Source organism: Pseudomonas maumuensis (genome assembly GCF_019139675.1).
GTDB lineage: Bacteria > Pseudomonadota > Gammaproteobacteria > Pseudomonadales > Pseudomonadaceae > Aquipseudomonas > Aquipseudomonas maumuensis.
Genome location: NZ_CP077077.1, coordinates 5,323,608 through 5,341,924, shown reverse-complemented (window position 1 = coordinate 5,341,924; position 18,317 = coordinate 5,323,608). Strand labels below are relative to the sequence as shown.

Genomic DNA, 18,317 nt, shown 5'->3' with positions numbered 1-18,317 from the left:
CTTGCAGCTTGCAGCGTGTAGCTGGCAACTGCGGTAAAGAGGTTTTGAAAAATGGCTGAACGTCTGAGCAACGACTTCCAGTTCATCGAAGTGGGGCGTAAAGACCCCAAGAAAAAGCTGCTGCGCCAGCGCAAGAAAGAGTTCGTCGAAATCTACGAACCCTTCAAGCCGCAGCAGTCCGTGGAGCAGGCGCACCGCTGCCTGGGCTGCGGCAACCCGTATTGCGAGTGGAAGTGCCCGGTACACAACTTCATCCCGAACTGGCTGAAGCTGGTTTCCGAGGGCAACATCCTGGCGGCAGCCGAGCTGTCGCACCAGACCAATACCCTGCCAGAAGTCTGCGGTCGCGTGTGCCCGCAGGACCGCCTGTGCGAGGGTGCCTGTACCCTGAACGACGGCTTCGGCGCGGTGACCATCGGCTCGGTTGAGAAGTACATCACCGACACCGCCTTCGCCATGGGCTGGCGCCCGGACATGTCCAAGGTCAAACCCACCGGCAAGCGCGTCGCCATCATCGGCGCCGGCCCCGCTGGCCTGGGCTGCGCCGACGTGCTGGTGCGTGCCGGCGTGACCCCGGTGGTGTTCGACAAGAACCCCGAGATCGGTGGCCTGCTGACCTTCGGCATCCCCGAGTTCAAGCTGGAAAAGACTGTGCTGAGCAATCGCCGCGAAGTCTTCACCGGCATGGGCATCGAGTTCCGCCTGAATACCGAAGTGGGCCGCGACATCACCATGGAGCAACTGCTCGCCGAATACGACGCGGTGTTCATGGGCATGGGCACCTACACCTACATGAAGGGCGGCTTCCCGGGCGAGGACCTGCCGGGCGTGCATGACGCGCTGGACTTCCTGATCGCCAACGTCAACCGCAACCTGGGCTTTGAAAAGTCGCCGGAAGACTTCGTCGACATGCAGGGCAAGAAGGTCGTGGTGCTCGGCGGTGGCGACACCGCGATGGACTGCAACCGCACCTCGATCCGTCAGGGCGCCAAGGCTGTGACCTGCGCTTATCGCCGTGACGAAGCCAACATGCCGGGCTCGCGTAAAGAGGTGAAGAACGCCAAGGAAGAGGGCGTGAAGTTCCTCTACAACCGCCAGCCCATCGCCATTGTTGGCGAGGACAAGGTCGAGGGCGTGAAGGTGGTCGAGACCCGTCTCGGCGAGCCGGATGCCCGTGGCCGCCGCAGCCCCGAGCCGATCCCGGGCTCCGAGGAAATCCTGCCGGCCGATGCCGTGGTAATCGCCTTCGGCTTCCGCCCCAGCCCGGCGCCGTGGTTCGAGCAGCATGGTATCCAGATGGACAGCCAGGGCCGTGTGGTGGCCCCGGAGAAGGGCAAGTTCAAGCACCAGACCAGCAACCCGAAAGTGTTTGCCGGTGGCGATATGGTGCGGGGTTCGGACTTGGTGGTAACGGCGATCTTCGAAGGGCGTACTGCGGCTGAAGGCATCCTGGATTACCTCGAAGTCTGACGTTGCCTGAACCGGCCTCATCGCCGGCAAGCCGGCTCCCACAAAGGCAGTGCCTTACCCTGTGGGAGCTGGCTTGCCGGCGATGAGGCCATCAGATGCAACCCCGAGACCTCGTTTTGTATACAAAAATGCTTGATCCAAGGCACCCAATAGACAAAACGCATGGCCATGGCCGTGCCTTTTGCGTCCGCGTCTGAGAAAATGCCCGCACTTTTTTTCCGGATGCCGACATGACTGCCCTGAAGAACGATCGTTTCCTGCGTGCATTGCTCAAGCAACCTGTAGATGTCACCCCGGTATGGATGATGCGCCAGGCCGGCCGCTACCTCCCGGAGTATCGCGCCAGCCGCGCCAAGGCCGGCGACTTCATGAGCCTGTGCATGAACCCGCAGTTCGCCTGCGAGGTCACCCTGCAGCCGCTGGACCGCTACCCGCTGGACGCGGCGATCCTGTTCTCGGACATCCTCACCATCCCCGATGCCATGGGCCTGGGCCTGTACTTCGAAACCGGCGAAGGCCCGCGTTTCAAGAAGGTCATCAGCACTCCGGCCGACATCGAGGCGTTGCCGGTCCCCGACCCGCAGAAAGACCTGGGCTACGTGATGGACGCGGTCAGCACCATCCGCCGCGAGCTCAACGGCCGTGTACCGTTGATCGGCTTCTCCGGCAGCCCTTGGACCCTGGCCACCTACATGGTCGAAGGCGGCTCGTCGAAAGACTTCCGTAAGACCAAGGCCATGGCCTATGACAACCCGCAAGCCCTGCACCTGCTGCTGGACAAGCTGGCCCAGTCGGTCACCAGCTACCTCAACGGCCAGATCTTGGCCGGTGCCCAGGCTGTGCAGATCTTCGACACCTGGGGTGGCAACCTGTCGGCGGCGGCCTACCAGGAGTTTTCCCTGGCCTACATGCGTAAGATCGTCAGCGGCCTGATCCGCGAGCACGAAGGGCGCAAGGTGCCGGTGATCCTGTTCACCAAGAACGGCGGCCTGTGGCTGGAAAGCATCGCCGAGGCCGGCGCCGACGCGCTGGGCCTGGACTGGACCTGCGAGATCAGCGACGCCCGTCGCCGCGTCGGTGACAAGGTGGCCTTGCAGGGCAACATGGATCCGACCGTGCTGTACGCCAAGCCGGAAGCCATCCGCAACGAAGTGGCGCGAATCCTTGCCAGCTACGGCAAGGGCAGCGGCCATGTATTCAATCTGGGCCACGGCATTACCCCAGAGGTGGACCCGGAGCATGCCGGCGTGTTCATCAACGCCGTGCATGAGCTGTCGGCGCAGTACCACCAGTAAGCCGCAGCACAACGCGAAAAAGCCCGGCCAAGTGCCGGGCTTTTTTTGCATTAAGTTTCAATTCAGCGATCGTCGGTAATCTGGTGGCATCAAAACGCAAACAGGACCCGATCACCATGAAAGCCCGTTACCTGCCCCTGATCCTCGCCCCGCTGTTCAGCACCGCCGCCCTGGCCGCCGGCTACACCGGTCCCGGTGCCCAGTCCGTGACCACGGTGGCTGCCGCCAACGATGCCGCCGACGATACCCCGGTGGTGCTGCAAGGCTACGTGACCAAGAAGATCAACAACGACGACAAGTACGAGTTCAAGGACAACACCGGCACCATCACCGTCGAGATCGACGACGAAGACCTGCCAGCGACGCCGTTCAACGACAAGACCAAGGTCAAGCTGACCGGCGAGGTGGAAAAGCACCTGATGAGCCGTGAAGTGGATGTGGATATCGTCGAGATCATCAACTGATCCAAAGGCCTCATCGCCGGCAAGCCGGCTCCCACAAGGGTGTGGGAGCCGGCTTGCCGGCGATGGGCTGCGAAGCAGCCCCACTCAGGCAGTCTTCGGCGCCAACCTGCTCAAATGCAACGCCACCAGCAACGCCACCGCCAACAGGCTGCCGATGAACAGCCCGATACCGTTCCAGCCCCACTGGTGCCAGAACACCCCGCCCGCCGTCCCGGCGACACTCGACCCCGCATAATAGCTGAACAGGTACAGCGAAGAAGCCTGCCCCTTGGCCTTCAACGCCCGGCGGCCGATCCAGCTGCTGGCCACCGAATGCGCGCCAAAGAAGCCGAAGGTGAACACCAGCATGCCGAGAATAATCATGGCCAGCGGGTTGGCCAGGGTCATCAGCAGGCCGCAGGCCATGACTACGATACTGGCCCAGAACACCTTGCGCCGCCCGAGCTTGTCGGCCAGCGCGCCGACCTGCGCCGAGCTGTAGATCCCCGACAGGTACACCACCGACAGCAGGCCGACCAGCGCCTGGTTCATATGGTAGGGGCCGGCGAGCAGGCGATAGCCGATGTAGTTGAACAGGGTGACGAAGGCGCCCATCAGCAGGAAGGCCTCAAGGAACAGCCAGGGCAGCCCGGCATCCTTGAAGTGCATGACGAAACCGTCCAGCAGGTTGCGGGGCTTCAATGACTGAGCCCGGAAGTTGCGCGATTCGGGCAGCACTTTCCAGAACACCACGGCCGCCACCAGGGCCAGGCCGCCGATCACCAGCATCGCCGTGTGCCAACTGACGAAGTCGATCAACACCCCGGTGATCAGGCGCCCGCTCATCCCGCCGATGGCATTGCCGCCGATGTACAGCCCCATGGCCAGGCCGATGTGCTGCGGGTGGATCTCTTCGCTCAGGTAGGTCATCGCCACCGCGGCCAGGCCGCTCAACGACAAGCCCACCAGGGCGCGAGTCGCCAGCACCAGCTCCCAACTCGGCATCACCGCGCTGGCCAGGGTCGATAGCGCCGCGCACAGCAAGGCGAAGACCATCACCGGCTTGCGGCCGATACGGTCGGAAATGGGGCCGGTGATCAGCAGGCCGACCGCGAGCATGGCGGTGGACACCGACAACACCAGGCTGCTCTGCGCGGCGTTGATGGAAAACTCCTGGGAAAGCAGCGGCATCATCGGCTGCACGCAGTACAGCAGGGCGAAGGTGGCGAAGCCGCCGCTGAACAGGGCCAGCACGGTTTTCATGAAGGCGGGCGTACCTTTCTCGATCCACGTGTCGTTGAAGGCAGGTTCAGGTTCGACGGGCAGGGGGGCGACGGCAGATCTCACGGCGGGGTACCTCGGGCGCTGGGGCCAGGTGTTGCGATGAAAAAATCATATAGCTGGCTAATGATTAGATCCAATATATTGTTCGACCTGTTTAAGATGCTTGACGACCTATTCGGAGCCGGCCATGGAGCTGCGTCACCTGCGTTATTTCATCGCTGTGGCCGAAGAGCTGCACTTCGGCCGCGCCGCCCAGCAACTGGGCATCTCGCAACCGCCGCTGAGCCAGCAGATCCAGGCCCTGGAACAGGAGCTGGGCGCACGGCTGTTCGAGCGCACCAACCGTCGGGTCGAGCTCAGCGAGGCCGGGCGGTTGTTCCTCGACGAGGCACGCCTGGTGCTGGCGCAGGTGGAAAAGGCTGCCGATGTGGCGCGTCGGGCGCAGTTGGGCGAACTGGGTGAGATGAAGATCGGCTTCACCTCGTCGGCGCCCTTCACCTCGCGGATTCCCCAGGCTATCCATGCCTTTCGCCAGCGTTTCCCCTCGGTGCATCTGAATCTGAAAGAAATGAGCAGCCGGGAAGTGGTGGAGGCGGTGTTCGACGAGTCCATCGAAGTAGGCCTGATGCGGCCGATGCCACTGCCCGAAGGGATCGTTTGTACCGAACTGTTCCGCGAACCTCTGGTGGCCGTGCTCAACGCATCGCATCCGCTGGCCAGTGGCAGCGAGCAGGGGCTGTACATGCAGGCTCTGGCCCACGAGCCCTTCGTGTTCTTCCCGCGCAGCTATGGCAGCGGCTTGCATGCCCAACTGCTGAGCCTGGCGCGCCAGGCGGGTTTCAGCCCGCATTTTGCCCAGGAGGCCGGGGAGGCGATGACCATCATCGGCCTGGTCTCGGCGGGGCTGGGTGTGTCAGTGCTGCCAGCGTCGTTCCAGCGCATGCGCATCGAGGGAGTGGTGTATCGCACACTGCTCGACGAGCAGGCCATGACCGCCGTGTGGCTGGTGCGCCGCGAAGCGTCTGGCTCTGCCATGGCCAATGCCTTCGTCGCGTTGCTGGCCGGGCTGGAGCAGCCCGAAGGTGCTGGCTAAACCGCCGCGCTGGCCACATACTCGGGCATTCGTTGATACACGGAGGTCTGAGATGCGGCGCGTGGTGTTCAATCAGAAAGGTGGCGTGGGCAAGTCGAGCATTGCCTGCAATCTTGCGGCGGTCAGTGCCAGTGAAGGCTATCGGACCTTGCTGATCGACCTGGATGCCCAGGCCAACTCGACCCAGTACCTCACTGGCCTGACCGGTGACGACATCCCCATGGGCATCGCCGATTTCTTCAAACAGTCGCTGTCCAGCGGGCCGTTCGCCAAGAAGAACAAAGTCGATATCTACGAAACGCCCTTCGACAACCTCCACGTGGTGACTGCCACCCCAGAGCTGGCCGACCTGCAGCCCAAGCTCGAGGCCAAACACAAGATCAACAAGCTGCGCAAACTGCTCGACGAGCTGGACGAGGATTACGAGCGGATCTATATCGACACCCCTCCAGCACTCAATTTTTACGCGGTTTCCGCATTGATCGCCGCTGATCGCGTGCTGATCCCCTTCGATTGCGACAGCTTCTCGCGTCAGGCCCTGTATGGCCTGCTGGCCGAGATCGATGAGCTCAAGGAAGACCATAACGATGACCTGATGGTCGAGGGCATCGTGGTCAATCAATTCCAGTCCCGCGCCAGCCTGCCCCAGCAGATGCTCGATGAGCTGCTGGCCGAGGGCCTGCCGGTGCTACCGGTTTACCTCGGCAGTTCGGTGAAGATGCGTGAGTCGCACCACGCCAGCCTGCCGCTGATCCACCTGGAGCCACGGCACAAGCTGACCCAGCAGTTCGTCGAATTGCATGATCTGCTGGAGCGCAGCGCCTAGATCCCTTGGCTGCGTAGCCATTCCAGTAGTGACTGAAGTGGAAACGCACCGGCCTGGCGGGTCACTTCGCGGCCGTTCCTAAACAGGATCAGGCTGGGGATCGAGCGGATACCCAGCTGGCCGGCTAGGTTGCGGTTGGCCTCGCTGTCGAGCTTGGCCAGGCGGCAGCGGCCCGCTAGCTGCCGTGCGGCTTGTTCGAAGGTCGGGGCGAAGCTCTTGCACGGGCCGCACCAGTCGGCCCAGACATCCAGCAGTAGCGGCAGATCACCTTTGATCTGGGCGGCATAGTTGCCCTCGGTCAGCTCGAACGAGGTGCTCAGCAGCACGTTCTGTTTGCAGCGGCCGCATTTCGGCGTGTCGCCCAGGCGGTCGGCGGGGATGCGATTGAGGCCGTTGCAGTGGGGGCAGGGGATTACCAGCGGATTGGACATTGGAGTCTCCAGTCGAAAAATGCAGGGGCCGCTATGCGGCCCAATCGCCGGCAAGCCGGCTCCCACGGGCCAGACGCGATCATTGTGGGAGCCGGCTTGCCGGCGATCGAGGGCGAAGCCCTCGCAGGGTTTCACGTGCAGCGATGAGATCAGGACGAACAGCTGATCTCCAGGTGCTTGCCCCACTCCGGCGGTCGCTCGGCATACGCTTGCATCCCGGGCTGTTCCTCGAACGGTTTGCTCAGCACCTGATGCAGCCGACGCACTTCACTGTAGTCACCGGCCTCTGCCGCCTCGATGGCCTTCTGCGCCAGATAATTGCGCAGTATGTACAGCGGGTTGACCGCATGCATCCGCTCACGGCGACCTTCGGCATTACCCGGCTCACGCTCGCAGCGTGCCAGGTAGTCCGCACCCCAAGCATCGAAACCTGCCAGGTCAATAAAATCGTCGCGCACCACTTGCAGGGCCTCGGCCACCGGTTGCTCGCCCAGGCGGCGGAAGAACAGCGTGTAGTCCACGCCGCCGCTCTGCATGCGTTGCAGCAGGCGTTCGACCAGGGCCATGTCGTCGTCCTCGGCGGTGGTCAGGCCCAGGCGGCGACGCATCAGGTCCAGGTAGTGGGCCTGGTACAGCGGCAGGAACAGCGCCAGCGTATCCTTCAGCGGCTCGACCTCGATCACCGTGGTCAGGGCCTGGGCCAGGGCGCTGAGGTTCCAGTGGGCGATCGGCACCTGGTTGGCGTAGCTGTAGCGGCCGCGGTCGTCGGAGTGGTTGCAGATGAAGTTGGCGTCGAAGTCGTCGAGGAAGGCGTAGGGGCCGAAGTCGAAGGTGATGCCGAGGATCGACATGTTGTCGGTATTCATCACCCCATGACAGAAGCCGTAGGCCTGCCAGCGGGCGATCAGCTCGGCGTTGCGTTCGACGATGGTACGGAACATGGCCAGGTAAGGCTGTTCAGCGTCGCGGCATTCGGGATAGTGCTGGTGCAGCACATGGTCGATGAGCACTCGCTGCTGCTCTGGCTGTTTCGTGTAGTAGAAATACTCGAAATGGCCGAAGCGCACATGGCTCTGGGCCAGGCGCAGCAGCATCGCGGCGCTTTCGCGGGTTTCCCGCCACACCGTGGTGCTCGAGCCGATCACGCACAGCGCGCGGCTGCTGGGGATGCCCAGCGCGCTCAGGGCCTCGGAGGCAAGGAACTCGCGAATCGACGAGCGCAGCACGGCCCGGCCATCACCCATGCGTGAGTAAGGCGTCTGGCCGGCGCCCTTGAGGTGCAGGTCCCAGTGTTCGCCGGCCTCGTTGAGGATCTCGCCCAGCAGCAGGCCGCGGCCATCGCCCAGGCGCGGGTTGTAGGAGCCGAACTGGTGCCCGGAGTAGACCATCGCCCGCGGGTCGGCCTCTTCCCAAAGTTTGTGCCCGCTGAACAGCTCGGCGAACACCGGCAGTTCGGCCTGGGCGGGGTCTAGGTCGAGCAGGGCCATTGCCGAATCGCTGGCAACGACCAGGCGTGGGTCGGCGATCGGCTCGGGCAGGACCTGGGTGGAGAAGGCATCGCCGAGTTGGGCGAAGCGGTTGTCGAAGGTGAGTTGGTCGAGGGACTTCACGGGGCCTGCTCCTGAATTCGGTGCCATTGGGGCCGCTGTGCGGCCCTTTCGCCGGCGAGCCGGCTCCCACAGGGCAAGGCATGCCATCTTGTGGGAGCCGGCTTGCCGGCGATCGAGGGCAAAGCCCTCGCCTGCATTCTGGAGGGCATGCCTGTCGCAGTCCACTCAGCTCGGCGGCGTGCTGTCTGGTTTGCTGTCCATCGGGATCAACTGCTGCTTGCCGTTCTTCGCGTCCATGAGGAACACCTCCACCTGGCGCACCGAGATCTTGATGTTGTGCGCCTTGAACTCACGGTTGATATAGCGGTTGAGCTCGTCCAGCGTCGGGTTGCGATCACCGAGGTCGCGCACATGCATGCGCAGCTCGTGGTCCAGCGAGCTTTCGCCGAAGTTGAGGAAGTACACCAGCGGTTCCGGGTCCTTGAGCACCCGTGGGTTCTCGTGGGCGCCCTTGAGCAGCAGGTCGCGCACCAGGTCCAGGTCCGAGCCATAGTCGATGCCCAGCTTCAATGTCACCCGGGTGACCGTATCGGTCAGCGACCAGTTGATCAGCTGACCGGTGATGAAGGTCTTGTTGGGGACGATGATGTCCTTGCGATCGAAGTCGGTGATGGTGGTGGCGCGGATGCGGATCTTGCTCACCGTGCCGGACAGGTTGCCGATGGTGATGGTGTCGCCGATGCGTACCGGGCGTTCGAACAGGATCATGATGCCGGAGATGAAGTTGGCGAAGATCTCCTGCATGCCGAAGCCCAGGCCCAGTGACAGGGCCGCGACCAGCCACTGCAGCTTGTCCCAGCTGACTCCGAGGGTGGCCAGGGTGCTGACGATACCGACCCCGGCGATCACATAGGACAACAGCGTGGTAATGGCGTACGCGCTGCCCTGGGCCAGGTTCAGTCGCGACAGCACCAGCACTTCGAGCAGGCCGGGCAGGTTGCTGGCCAGGGCCACGGCGATGCCGGCGATGACCATGGCACCAAGCAGGTCGCCGAGGCTGATCGGCACCATGCTGGCAGCCGCGCCGGTGCCGCTGCTGTACTCGTACAGGGTGATGTTGTTGAGGTAGGCGAACACGGTGATCAGATCCGCCCAGACCCAGTACAAACCGCCGATGAAGCCGCCGAGCAGAGCCAGGCGGATCAGGCGCAGTGACTGCTGGTTGACCTGCTCGATGTCCAGGGTCGGCTCCTCGACCACCACCTCGCCATCCAGGCCCTCCTTGGCGGCCTGGCGTTTGCTCAGGGCGCGCTGGTAGGCCAGGCGCCGCGCCGCCACCGACAGGCCACGCACGAACGCGGCCTCGATCACCAGCCAGAACAACAGCAGGTAAAGGGTGTAGATCAGCCGGTCGGTAAGCTTGAGGGCGGTGTAGTAGTAGCCGAAGCACACTGCCACGAACAGGGCGATGGGCAGGGCGGTGAAGGCCACGCCGACCGCCTTGCGGAACAGCGAGGTGTCCTGGTGCGCGGGGCTGCTCAGCAGCAGTCGGCTGAGCAGCCAGGCCATCAGTGCATAGCAGGTCAGCACCACGCCGATGCCGAGCACATCGTCGGCCAGCGCCGAGGGCTGGTGCTCGGCCACCGCCACCACGCCGACCAGGGCCAGCACCACGGTACCGAGCCGGCGCACCCAGCCGCGCAGGAACTCGACCTGGGGCTTGTGCCAGCGGAAGTGAATCTCGGCAACGCCGCCCGGGGCAAGGATGCGGTAGGCGGTGTAGAACACCAGCCAGGCCTGGGCGATCTGCCACAGGGCGGCGCCGAGGTTGGCGTTCTGCCCGCGGGCGTCGAGTTGCAGGGCGTAGCTGCCCAGGGTAAGCGCCAGGGCCACCGGCATTGCCAGCAGGATGTTGATCAGGATCGCCTGGGGCGTATGCCACTGGCTGTCGCGCTTGAAGTGGCCGATGTCCTGGTGGACCTTGCCCAGGCGCCGGTACAGGGCCTTGCGCCGCCACAGCAGGGCGCCGATCACCAGGATCAGCGGCAGGAACAGCAGCGGCTGCTGCACCAGGCCGTCGCCCAGTTCCTTGATGCCGGCGCCCCAGGGCAGGCTGGCCACCTGGTAGGCCAGGCCCTCGGGCACTTGGCGCAGCCACTGCCAGTCAAGCGGCTTGTTGCTGGGGATCCAGAACATCTGCTCTTCCAGCGTGGTGCGCAGGTTCTGGGCGGTGCTCAGCAGTTGTTTCTGGTTCAGTTGCAGGGTGATGCATTCGTTGAGCAGCGCCGACAGCTCGCGGTTCAACCGCTCAAGCAGGTCGCCGCGGGTGATCGCCACTTCCAGCAGGGCCTTGCGCAACTGCGGGGTGACATCTTCCTCGGGCTGGTTGGCCAGCAGCTTGTCCACATAGTTGGACGGGCTGCTCATCTGTTCGCGTTCCTGGTTGATCTCGAACTGGTACAGACGGATATCGGCGATCTGGTCGGCCAGGTTGCGGTCGAGCTTCAGGTGCGGCAGGGCCTGCTTCTGCTTGTACAGGATCTTCGACAGCAACAGGCTGCCCTTGAGCACGTTGATCTGCTCGTCCAGGGCCTGGTCGGCCTGGGTGAGGCTGTCGAGCTGCTGCTTGGTGCGCAGGTTCTGCTGGGTCACCTCGTTGAGGCGGTCGGTGCTGCGCAGCAGGTAGTCGGACAGCTGCAGGTTGGCGGTGCTTTCGGTGGCCAGCAAGTTGCTGCCGCCGGCCTTCTGCGCCTCGATCGACTGGCGGGTGACGGCCTGTTGCGACTGTGCCAGGCGCTTTTCGTTGATCAGCGTCTGCAGGTCCTGGATTTCCTGTTCCAGCCTTGCGGCGCGTTCGATCAGCAGGTCGTGGCGGGCGTTGCCCAGGTCCTGCAGCACGCTGTTGCCGGCCAGTTCCTGGCGGCGCAGCAGGGTCAGGGCGTTGAGCGAGGCTAGCTCGGCGTTGAGCTGGTTGCGCTGGTCGGCATTGATCGACTTGCCGTTGTCCTTGCCGCTCTTGAGGCTGTTGTTGATCTGCTGGGCACGCATCTGGTTGCCGCTGATCTCGGCCTGGGCTCGCTCGGGACGGGTCTGGGAGTTGATGATCAGGCTGTTGGCTTCGGACAGCGCCTTCTGCAGATCGCCCTGCTGGGTGCTGCGTTCGCTGAGCATCTGCTCGAGCTGCGGCACCGTCAGGTTGGCGTAGCGCTGCGCCACGGGCACGACGCTGGAGGCCTTGAGCTTGATCAGCTCGCGCTGGCTGTCGCGGATCTCCTGGGGGGCGTTGGCCAACTGCTGCTTGAGGGCTTCGAGCTTCCTTTCGCTGTCGTCGCGGGCGTTGAGCAGCGCCAGGGTCTGCTCCAGCACCTGCTGCACGGCTTTCTGCTCGGTTTCCGGCAGTTTGCGCTCGGCGATCTTGCTCAGGCTGCTCTGGATGCCCGGAGTGGTCGGGATTTCCACCGCGCCGGCGGCGAACGAGAGGGTCAGGCACAGCCCCAACAGGGCTGCGCGGCAATGGTCACGCAGGGACATAGGCAGAGTTCTTGTGTTACGCGGCAAATCGGAGTTTAGAGGAACAGCCCGGGGCCGGGGCGGGTACCTTCGGGGAATCTGACGCCCACTTTCTGGATCTTGTTCCCGTCCATGACCGCGACGGTCCAGATCGTGCCGTGCCATTCGATCTGGTCGCCTACTACTGGAGCGCCTCCGACCTTTTGTCGGATGAACTGTGCCAGCGGCATTTTCGCATCCAGGCCATCGAGTTTCAGGCCATAAAGTGCAGCCACCGCGCCCAGCTCGGCATCGCCTTCGAGGACGAAGTCGCCGAAGAAGCGCAGGTCCAGGCCGCGCTGTGGCGCCTGGCTGAACAGCTTGCCCAGCGCCGGCAGGTTATGTTCGTGGCCGATCACGCAAAGCATGTCGCCGACTTCCAGCACCGTGCTGCCCGACGGATGCAGCAGTTGCTCGCTGCGGAACAGTGCGGCGATCCGTGTGCCTTCAGGCATCTTCAGCTCGCGCAGGGCGGCGCCGATGCACCATTTTTCGGCGCCCAGGCGGTAGACGAACAGCTCCCACTCGCTGGTGACATGCACTTCGAGCGCGGAGCGGGAAATCGGTGCCGGGTCCGGCGGTACCGTGACCTTCAGCAGCTTGGCCATCCACGGCAGGCTGGTGCCTTGCACCAACAGCGACACCAGCACGATGAAGAACGCCAGGTTGAAGAACAGCTGGGCCTGGGGCAGGCCGGCCATCAGCGGGAACACCGCCAGGATGATCGGCACCGCACCGCGCAGGCCGACCCAGCTGATGAAGCCTTTCTCGCGGCCATGGAAGGCCTTGAATGGCAGCAGGGCGGCGACCACCGACAGGGGCCGGGCCACCAGGATCATCCACAGTGCCAGGCCCAGGGCCGGCAGGGCGATGGGCAGCAGATCGTGGGGCGTGACCAGCAGACCGAGCACCAGGAACATGCCGATCTGGGCCAGCCAGGCCATGCCGTCGAGCATGTGCAGGATGCCGTGGCGGCTGCGGATCGGCTTGTTGCCCAGCACCAGGCCGCACAGGTACACGGCGAGGAAGCCGCTGCCGTGCAGGGTGTTGGTCAGGGAAAACACCACTAGGCCGCCGGCCACCACCAGGATCGGGTACAGGCCGCCGGCCAGGTTGATGCGGTTGACCAGTTGCAGCATCAGCCAGCCGCCGCCCAGGCCCAGCAGGCCGCCGATGCCGAACTCGCGCAGCAGGTGGGTGAGCAGGCTCCAGTGCAGGCCGGTCTGGCCGCTGGCGATCATGTCGATCAGGGTCACGGTGAGGAACACCGCCATCGGGTCGTTGCTGCCCGACTCGATCTCCAGGGTGGCGGTTACCCGTTCGTTGAGGCCCTTGCCGCCGAGCAGCGAGAACACTGCCGCGGCGTCGGTGGAGCCGACGATGGCGCCGATCAGCAGGCCTTGGATCAGGCTCAGGTCGAACAGCCAGGCGGCGACCATGCCAGTCAGGCCGGTGGTGATCAACACGCCCACCGTGGCTAGCGACAGCGCCGGCCACAACGCCACGCGAAAACTCGCCACGCGGGTGCGCAGGCCGCCGTCGAGCAGGATGACGGCGAGGGCCAGGTTGCCCACCAGGTAGGCGGTCGGGTAATTGTTGAAGATGATGCCGCCACCGTCCACGCCCGCGACCATGCCGACGGCGAGGATGATGACCAGGATGGGGATGCCCAGGCGCGATGACAGCGAGCTGACCAGGATACTTGCGCCCACCAGCAATGCGCCGATCAGGAACAGGCTGTTGATGGTGCTTGCATCCAAAGGCAGGTACTCCGGGACAGCGGGGAAAGGAACTTGCAACTGTGAACTAGCAGGTCGCGTGCCAATCGATTCTAACCTGATGAATTGGCAGCCTGTAAAGCGTTTCTGCAGATGTAGAAAAGGCACCTCGTAAGGTGCCTTTTCTTGTGTGGTCAGTGCTGGCCCTTCGCGGATGAATCCGCTCCTACAAGGTGCTACGCGTTTGTAGGAGCGGATTTATCCGCGATTGAGTCGGCGCAGGTTCAGGCCTGCTTCACCTCACGCATCGGCTTGCCCTTCACCGGTGCATCGCCCGCCACGTAGTACTTGGCGGTGCTGCGCGGCAGCGGCTTGCGGCCACGGATCTTGTCCGAGATCTTCTCGGCGATCATGATCGTGGTGGCGTTGAGGTTGCCGGTGATGATCAGCGGCATGATCGATGCGTCGACCACGCGCAAGCCCTGCATGCCATGCACACGGCCTTCGCCGTCGACCACCGCCATGTCGTCGGTGCCCATCTTGCACGAGCAGGACGGGTGGAAGGCGGTTTCGGCGTGCTCGCGGATGAATTTGTCCAGCTCTTCATCGGTCTGCACGTGCGCGCCCGGGCTGATCTCGCGGCCGCGGTACGGGTCCAGCGCCGGCTGGGCCATGATTTCGCGGGTCAGGCGGATGCCGTCGCGGAATTCCTGCCAGTCCTGCTCGGTGGACATGTAGTTGAACAGGATGCTCGGGTGCTGGCGCGGGTTCTTCGACTTGGCCTGGATGCGACCACGGGCCGGCGAGCGCATGGAGCCCATGTGCGCCTGGAAGCCGTGCTCTTTCACACCGTTCGAGCCGTTGTAGTTAATCGCCACCGGCAGGAAGTGGTACTGGATGTTCGGCCACTTGAATTCAGGACGGGTGCGGATGAAACCACCGGCCTCGAACTGGTTGCTGGCGCCGATGCCGGTGCCGTTGAACAGCCACTCGGCACCGATGGCCGGCTGGTTCCACCACAGCAGCGACGGGTACAGCGACACCGGCTGGGTGCAGGCGTACTGCAGGTACAGCTCGAGGTGGTCCTGCAGGTTCTCGCCGACGCCCGGCAGGTCGTGGACCACCGGGATGTCGAGGCTTTCCAGCAGGGCACGCGGGCCGACGCCGGAGCGCTGCAGCAGTTGCGGCGAGGCGATGGCACCGGAAGAAACGATGACTTCCTTGCGCGCACGGGCTTCGACGCGCTCTTCGCTATCACCGACCAGGTAGGTCACGCCAACAGCGCGCTTGTTGTCGAACAGCACGCGGTCGCTGAGGGCGTGGGTGACGATGGTCAGGTTCGGACGTTTCTTGGCCTGGTCCAGGTAGCCGCGAGCGGTGCTCGAGCGGCGGCCTTTCTTGGTCACCGAACGGTCCATCGGGCCGAAGCCTTCCTGCTGGTAGCCGTTGAGGTCTTCGGTACGCGGGTAACCGGCCTGCACACCGGCCTCGACCATGGCGTGGAACAGCGGGTTGTTGCCGGCTTTCGGCGTGGCCACGCTGACCGGGCCTTCGCCGCCGTGGTAGTCGTTCGGGCCGATGTCGCGGGTTTCGGCTTTACGGAAGTACGGCAGGCAGTCCAGGTAGGTCCAGTCTTCCAGGCCCGGCAGTTCAGCCCAGCCGTCGAAGTCCATGGCGTTGCCGCGGATGTAGCACATGCCGTTGATCAGCGAGGAGCCACCCAGGCCCTTGCCGCGACCACATTCCATGCGGCGGCCGTCCATGTGCGGCTCCGGGTCGGTCTCGTAGGCCCAGTTGTAGCGACGGCCCTGCAGGGGGAAGGCCAGGGCGGCTGGCATCTGGGTGCGGAAGTCGAAGCGGTAGTCCGGGCCGCCGGCTTCGAGCAGCAGGACGGTGACGCTGGCGTCTTCGGTCAGGCGGGTGGCCAGGGTGTTACCGGCCGAACCGGCACCGACGATGATGTAATCGAATTCTTGGGACATTGAAGTACCCTCGTTGGAGTTGTCAGGGAGCGGAAACGCCCGCACTCAAGGGCGCGGGCGTGGCGGGACCAGGTTTAGAAAACCGAGTTGTAGCCGCCCAGCTCGACCTGAACCGACTTGATGCGAGTGTATTGAGCCAGCGAGCTGACACCGTTTTCACGGCCGACGCCCGACTGCTTGTAACCGCCAACCGGCATTTCGGCCGGCGACTCGCCCCAGGCGTTGATCCAGCAGATACCCGCTTCGAGCTTGTGGATGATGCGGTGGGCGCGGCTGATGTCGTTGGTGCAGACACCGGCGGCCAGGCCGTATTCGGTGTCGTTGGCGCGACGGATGACTTCTTCCTCGGTCTCGTAGCCGAGGATGCTCATCACTGGGCCGAAGATCTCTTCCTTGACGATGGTCATGTCGTCGGTGCAGTCGGTGAACACGGTCGGGGCGACGAACGCGCCCTTGGCGAAGTCGCCGTCCAGCAGACGCTCACCGCCGCAGAGGACGCGGGCGCCTTCTTCTTTACCCTTGGCGATGTACGACAGCACGCTTTCCATGTGCTGGAAGCTGACCAGCGGGCCGAAGTTGGTGTTCTCGTCTTCCGGGTTGCCGGCACGGATGCGGGCGACGCGCTCGGCGATCTTGGCTTCGAAGGCAGACTTCATCGCGGCAGGGATGAACACGCGGGTGCCGTTGGTGCAAACCTGACCGGAGCTGTAGAAGTTGGCCATCATGGCGATGTCGGCGGCCTTGTCCAGGTCGGCATCGTCACAGATGATCAGTGGCGACTTGCCGCCCAGTTCCATGGTGACTTCCTTGAGCGACGAGCTCGAGGCGCTGGCCATGACTTTCTTGCCGGTGGTGGTGCCGCCGGTGAAGGAGACTTTCTCGATGCGCGGGTGCTCGGTCAGCCAGGTGCCGACTTCGCGGCCGCTGCCGGTCAGGACGTTGAACACGCCGTTCGGCAGGCCGGCTTCGGTGAAGATCTCGGCCAGTTTCAGGGTGGTCAGCGAGGTGACTTCCGACGGCTTGAAAATCATCGCGTTGCCGGCGGCCAGGGCCGGGGCGGATTTCCACAGGGCGATCTGGATCGGGTAGTTCCAGGCGCCGATACCGACGGTCACGCCCAGTGGCTCGCGGCGGGTGTAGACGAAGGACGATTCGCGCAGCGGGATCTGCTCGCCTTCGATGGCCGGTACCAGGCCTGCGTAGTATTCCAGCACGTCGGCGCCGGTGACGATGTCGACGTAGCGAGTCTCGGAGTACGACTTGCCGGTGTCCAGGGTTTCCAGCATGGCCAGCTCGTCGTTGCGCTCGCGCAGGATGTCGACGGCGCGGCGCAGGATGCGCGAACGCTGCATGGCGGTCATGGCTGCCCAGATTTTCTGGCCACGCTCGGCGCTTTCGACGGCCTTCTCGACGTCAGCTTGAGTTGCGCGCTGCACGTGGGCGAGGACTTCGCCGGTAGCTGGGTTGATGGCTTCGAAGGTGGCATCGCTGCCAGCGTCGACGTAAGCGCCATCGATGTAGAGTTTTTGCGTTCCGAAACGGGCCATAGTGTCCTCGCAAGTGCAGTGTGTGGTTGGCTACCGCGTCACGCTCCCGCCGCTTGGCTGGTCGCTGCGCGCGGCTGTTCAGCGGCCTGGTCGGTTGTGCCCAGGGTCTGCTGCTTAGCCAGTTGTAGATCCATGTATTCGTAAGCGATGCGTATTGCCTGCTCGGTGTCGAATGCGTCACCCGACAGGGCGCCACGCAACCACAGGCCGTCGATCAACGCTGCCAGGCCGCGGGCAGCCTTGCGCGCATGGTAGAGCGGCAGGACGCGGCGGAACTGGCAGCACAGGTTGGAATACAGGCGGTGGTCGTTGATCCGCTGCAACCTGTGCAAAGACGGCTGGTGCATGCTGGAGGCCCAGAAGGCCAGCCAGGTTTTCATTGCCGGGCCATTCACCTGGCTCGCATCGAAGTTGCCTTCGATGATCACCTTCAGGTGGGCACGCGGGCTGTCGTCCGTGAGGGCCTGACGACGCGCGATCACACCCTCGTTGAGCATGTTCATGATGTAGCGCATCGTCGCTGCGATCAGGCCGTTCTTGTCCTGAAAGTAGTGACTGATGATGCCGTTCGACACACCGGCCAAACGGGCAATCAGCGCAATGCTGGCATCTCCCAGTCCGACCTGATCGACCGCCTGCAAGGTGGCTTCGATCAACTGCTGGCGGCGGATGGGTTGCATACCGACCTTGGGCATCTTGCTATCTCCTCAGGCCTGCGGGCAGACGACAAGCGGCTGCCTCGGCGAAGGCCAGTCTATTTTGTTTTGATTGAACGTTCAATCAATAAAGAATAAGCTCTGCGACAATTTGTGCCATTGACAGTTTTTCGGACGGTCACAGAAGCACGAATCGACACCCCAGGAAATCGCGTAACCCCCGGAATACAAGGCGTTGACGGGCATGAGCGATGCGAAAGACAGATTTTGCCGAGCAGTCACTGGCTGCGCGGTCGGCCCTTGGAGCGGGCCAGGTGTCTGTGGCGAATGCGCGCACCTCCTTATGGAGGGCATGGTTTTCCACAGGCGACCGGTCTGATTTTTTTGCAACGTTTCTATTCGGGATCACGGTTTCCAGGGTGCTTTTATAACACCTGTCGCAGTAGGGCTATTGCACCAATTGCGTGGGAAAT

Annotated in this window: 13 protein-coding genes; 5 read left to right on the top strand and 8 right to left on the bottom strand. The window is 63.7% G+C overall.

Annotated features, from left to right (window positions below):
- The first annotated feature begins 51 nt into the window (after positions 1 to 51).
- The 3 genes from KSS90_RS23755 to KSS90_RS23745 all read left to right on the top strand — a co-directional run bounded on the left by KSS90_RS23755 (position 52) and on the right by KSS90_RS23745 (position 3,229).
- Positions 52 to 1,470, top strand: coding sequence for an FAD-dependent oxidoreductase (locus KSS90_RS23755; RefSeq protein ID WP_217867505.1), 1,419 nt, complete (start codon positions 52 to 54; stop codon positions 1,468 to 1,470).
- A gap of 230 nt (positions 1,471 to 1,700) precedes the next feature.
- The gene (hemE, locus tag KSS90_RS23750; RefSeq protein ID WP_217867504.1) at positions 1,701 to 2,765 is read left to right on the top strand and encodes a uroporphyrinogen decarboxylase; all 1,065 of its coding nucleotides are present in this window, start codon (positions 1,701 to 1,703) and stop codon (positions 2,763 to 2,765) included.
- Between the two features lie 116 nt (positions 2,766 to 2,881).
- Positions 2,882 to 3,229, top strand: coding sequence for a YgiW/YdeI family stress tolerance OB fold protein (locus KSS90_RS23745; RefSeq protein ID WP_046853850.1), 348 nt, complete (start codon positions 2,882 to 2,884; stop codon positions 3,227 to 3,229).
- 84 nt (positions 3,230 to 3,313) lie between these two features.
- Here the strand turns inward: KSS90_RS23745 and KSS90_RS23740 are convergent, their stop codons facing one another.
- On the bottom strand, positions 3,314 to 4,555 hold the full coding sequence (locus KSS90_RS23740; protein WP_217867503.1) for an MFS transporter: 1,242 nt from the start codon (positions 4,553 to 4,555) through the stop codon (positions 3,314 to 3,316).
- 124 nt (positions 4,556 to 4,679) lie between these two features.
- On the opposite strand from KSS90_RS23740, the gene KSS90_RS23735 reads away from it, so the two are divergent.
- Positions 4,680 to 5,585 carry a LysR family transcriptional regulator gene (locus KSS90_RS23735; RefSeq protein ID WP_217867502.1) on the top strand — a complete coding sequence of 302 codons (906 nt, stop codon included), beginning with the start codon at positions 4,680 to 4,682 and terminating at the stop codon, positions 5,583 to 5,585.
- 52 nt (positions 5,586 to 5,637) lie between these two features.
- Complete coding sequence (locus KSS90_RS23730) at positions 5,638 to 6,411, top strand: ParA family protein (RefSeq protein WP_094011035.1); 774 nt, start codon at positions 5,638 to 5,640, stop codon at positions 6,409 to 6,411.
- Here the strand turns inward: KSS90_RS23730 and trxC are convergent.
- The 7 genes from trxC to betI form a co-directional block, all read right to left on the bottom strand.
- Positions 6,408 to 6,842: a thioredoxin TrxC gene (gene trxC, locus KSS90_RS23725; protein ID WP_217867501.1), complete on the bottom strand. Its 435-nt coding sequence runs from the start codon at positions 6,840 to 6,842 to the stop codon at positions 6,408 to 6,410. The genes KSS90_RS23730 and trxC overlap by 4 nt on opposite strands.
- Positions 6,843 to 6,991: 149 nt before the next feature.
- On the bottom strand, positions 6,992 to 8,452 hold the full coding sequence (gene selO, locus KSS90_RS23720) for a protein adenylyltransferase SelO (RefSeq protein WP_217867500.1): 1,461 nt from the start codon (positions 8,450 to 8,452) through the stop codon (positions 6,992 to 6,994).
- A gap of 165 nt (positions 8,453 to 8,617) precedes the next feature.
- Positions 8,618 to 11,923: a mechanosensitive channel MscK gene (gene mscK / locus KSS90_RS23715; RefSeq protein WP_217867499.1), complete on the bottom strand. Its 3,306-nt coding sequence runs from the start codon at positions 11,921 to 11,923 to the stop codon at positions 8,618 to 8,620.
- 35 nt (positions 11,924 to 11,958) lie between these two features.
- Positions 11,959 to 13,701 carry a potassium/proton antiporter gene (locus KSS90_RS23710; protein WP_217867498.1) on the bottom strand — a complete coding sequence of 581 codons (1,743 nt, stop codon included), beginning with the start codon at positions 13,699 to 13,701 and terminating at the stop codon, positions 11,959 to 11,961.
- Positions 13,702 to 13,943: 242 nt separating this feature from the next.
- Positions 13,944 to 15,641: a choline dehydrogenase gene (gene betA / locus KSS90_RS23705; RefSeq protein ID WP_217867497.1), complete on the bottom strand. Its 1,698-nt coding sequence runs from the start codon at positions 15,639 to 15,641 to the stop codon at positions 13,944 to 13,946.
- Between the two features lie 74 nt (positions 15,642 to 15,715).
- Positions 15,716 to 17,188, bottom strand: coding sequence for a betaine-aldehyde dehydrogenase (gene betB, locus KSS90_RS23700; RefSeq protein ID WP_217867496.1), 1,473 nt, complete (start codon positions 17,186 to 17,188; stop codon positions 15,716 to 15,718).
- A 38-nt stretch (positions 17,189 to 17,226) separates the two neighbouring features.
- Entirely contained in the window at positions 17,227 to 17,883 is a 657-nt protein-coding gene (gene betI / locus KSS90_RS23695) for a transcriptional regulator BetI (protein ID WP_186656587.1), read from the bottom strand.
- Between the last annotated feature and the right edge of the window lie 434 nt (positions 17,884 to 18,317).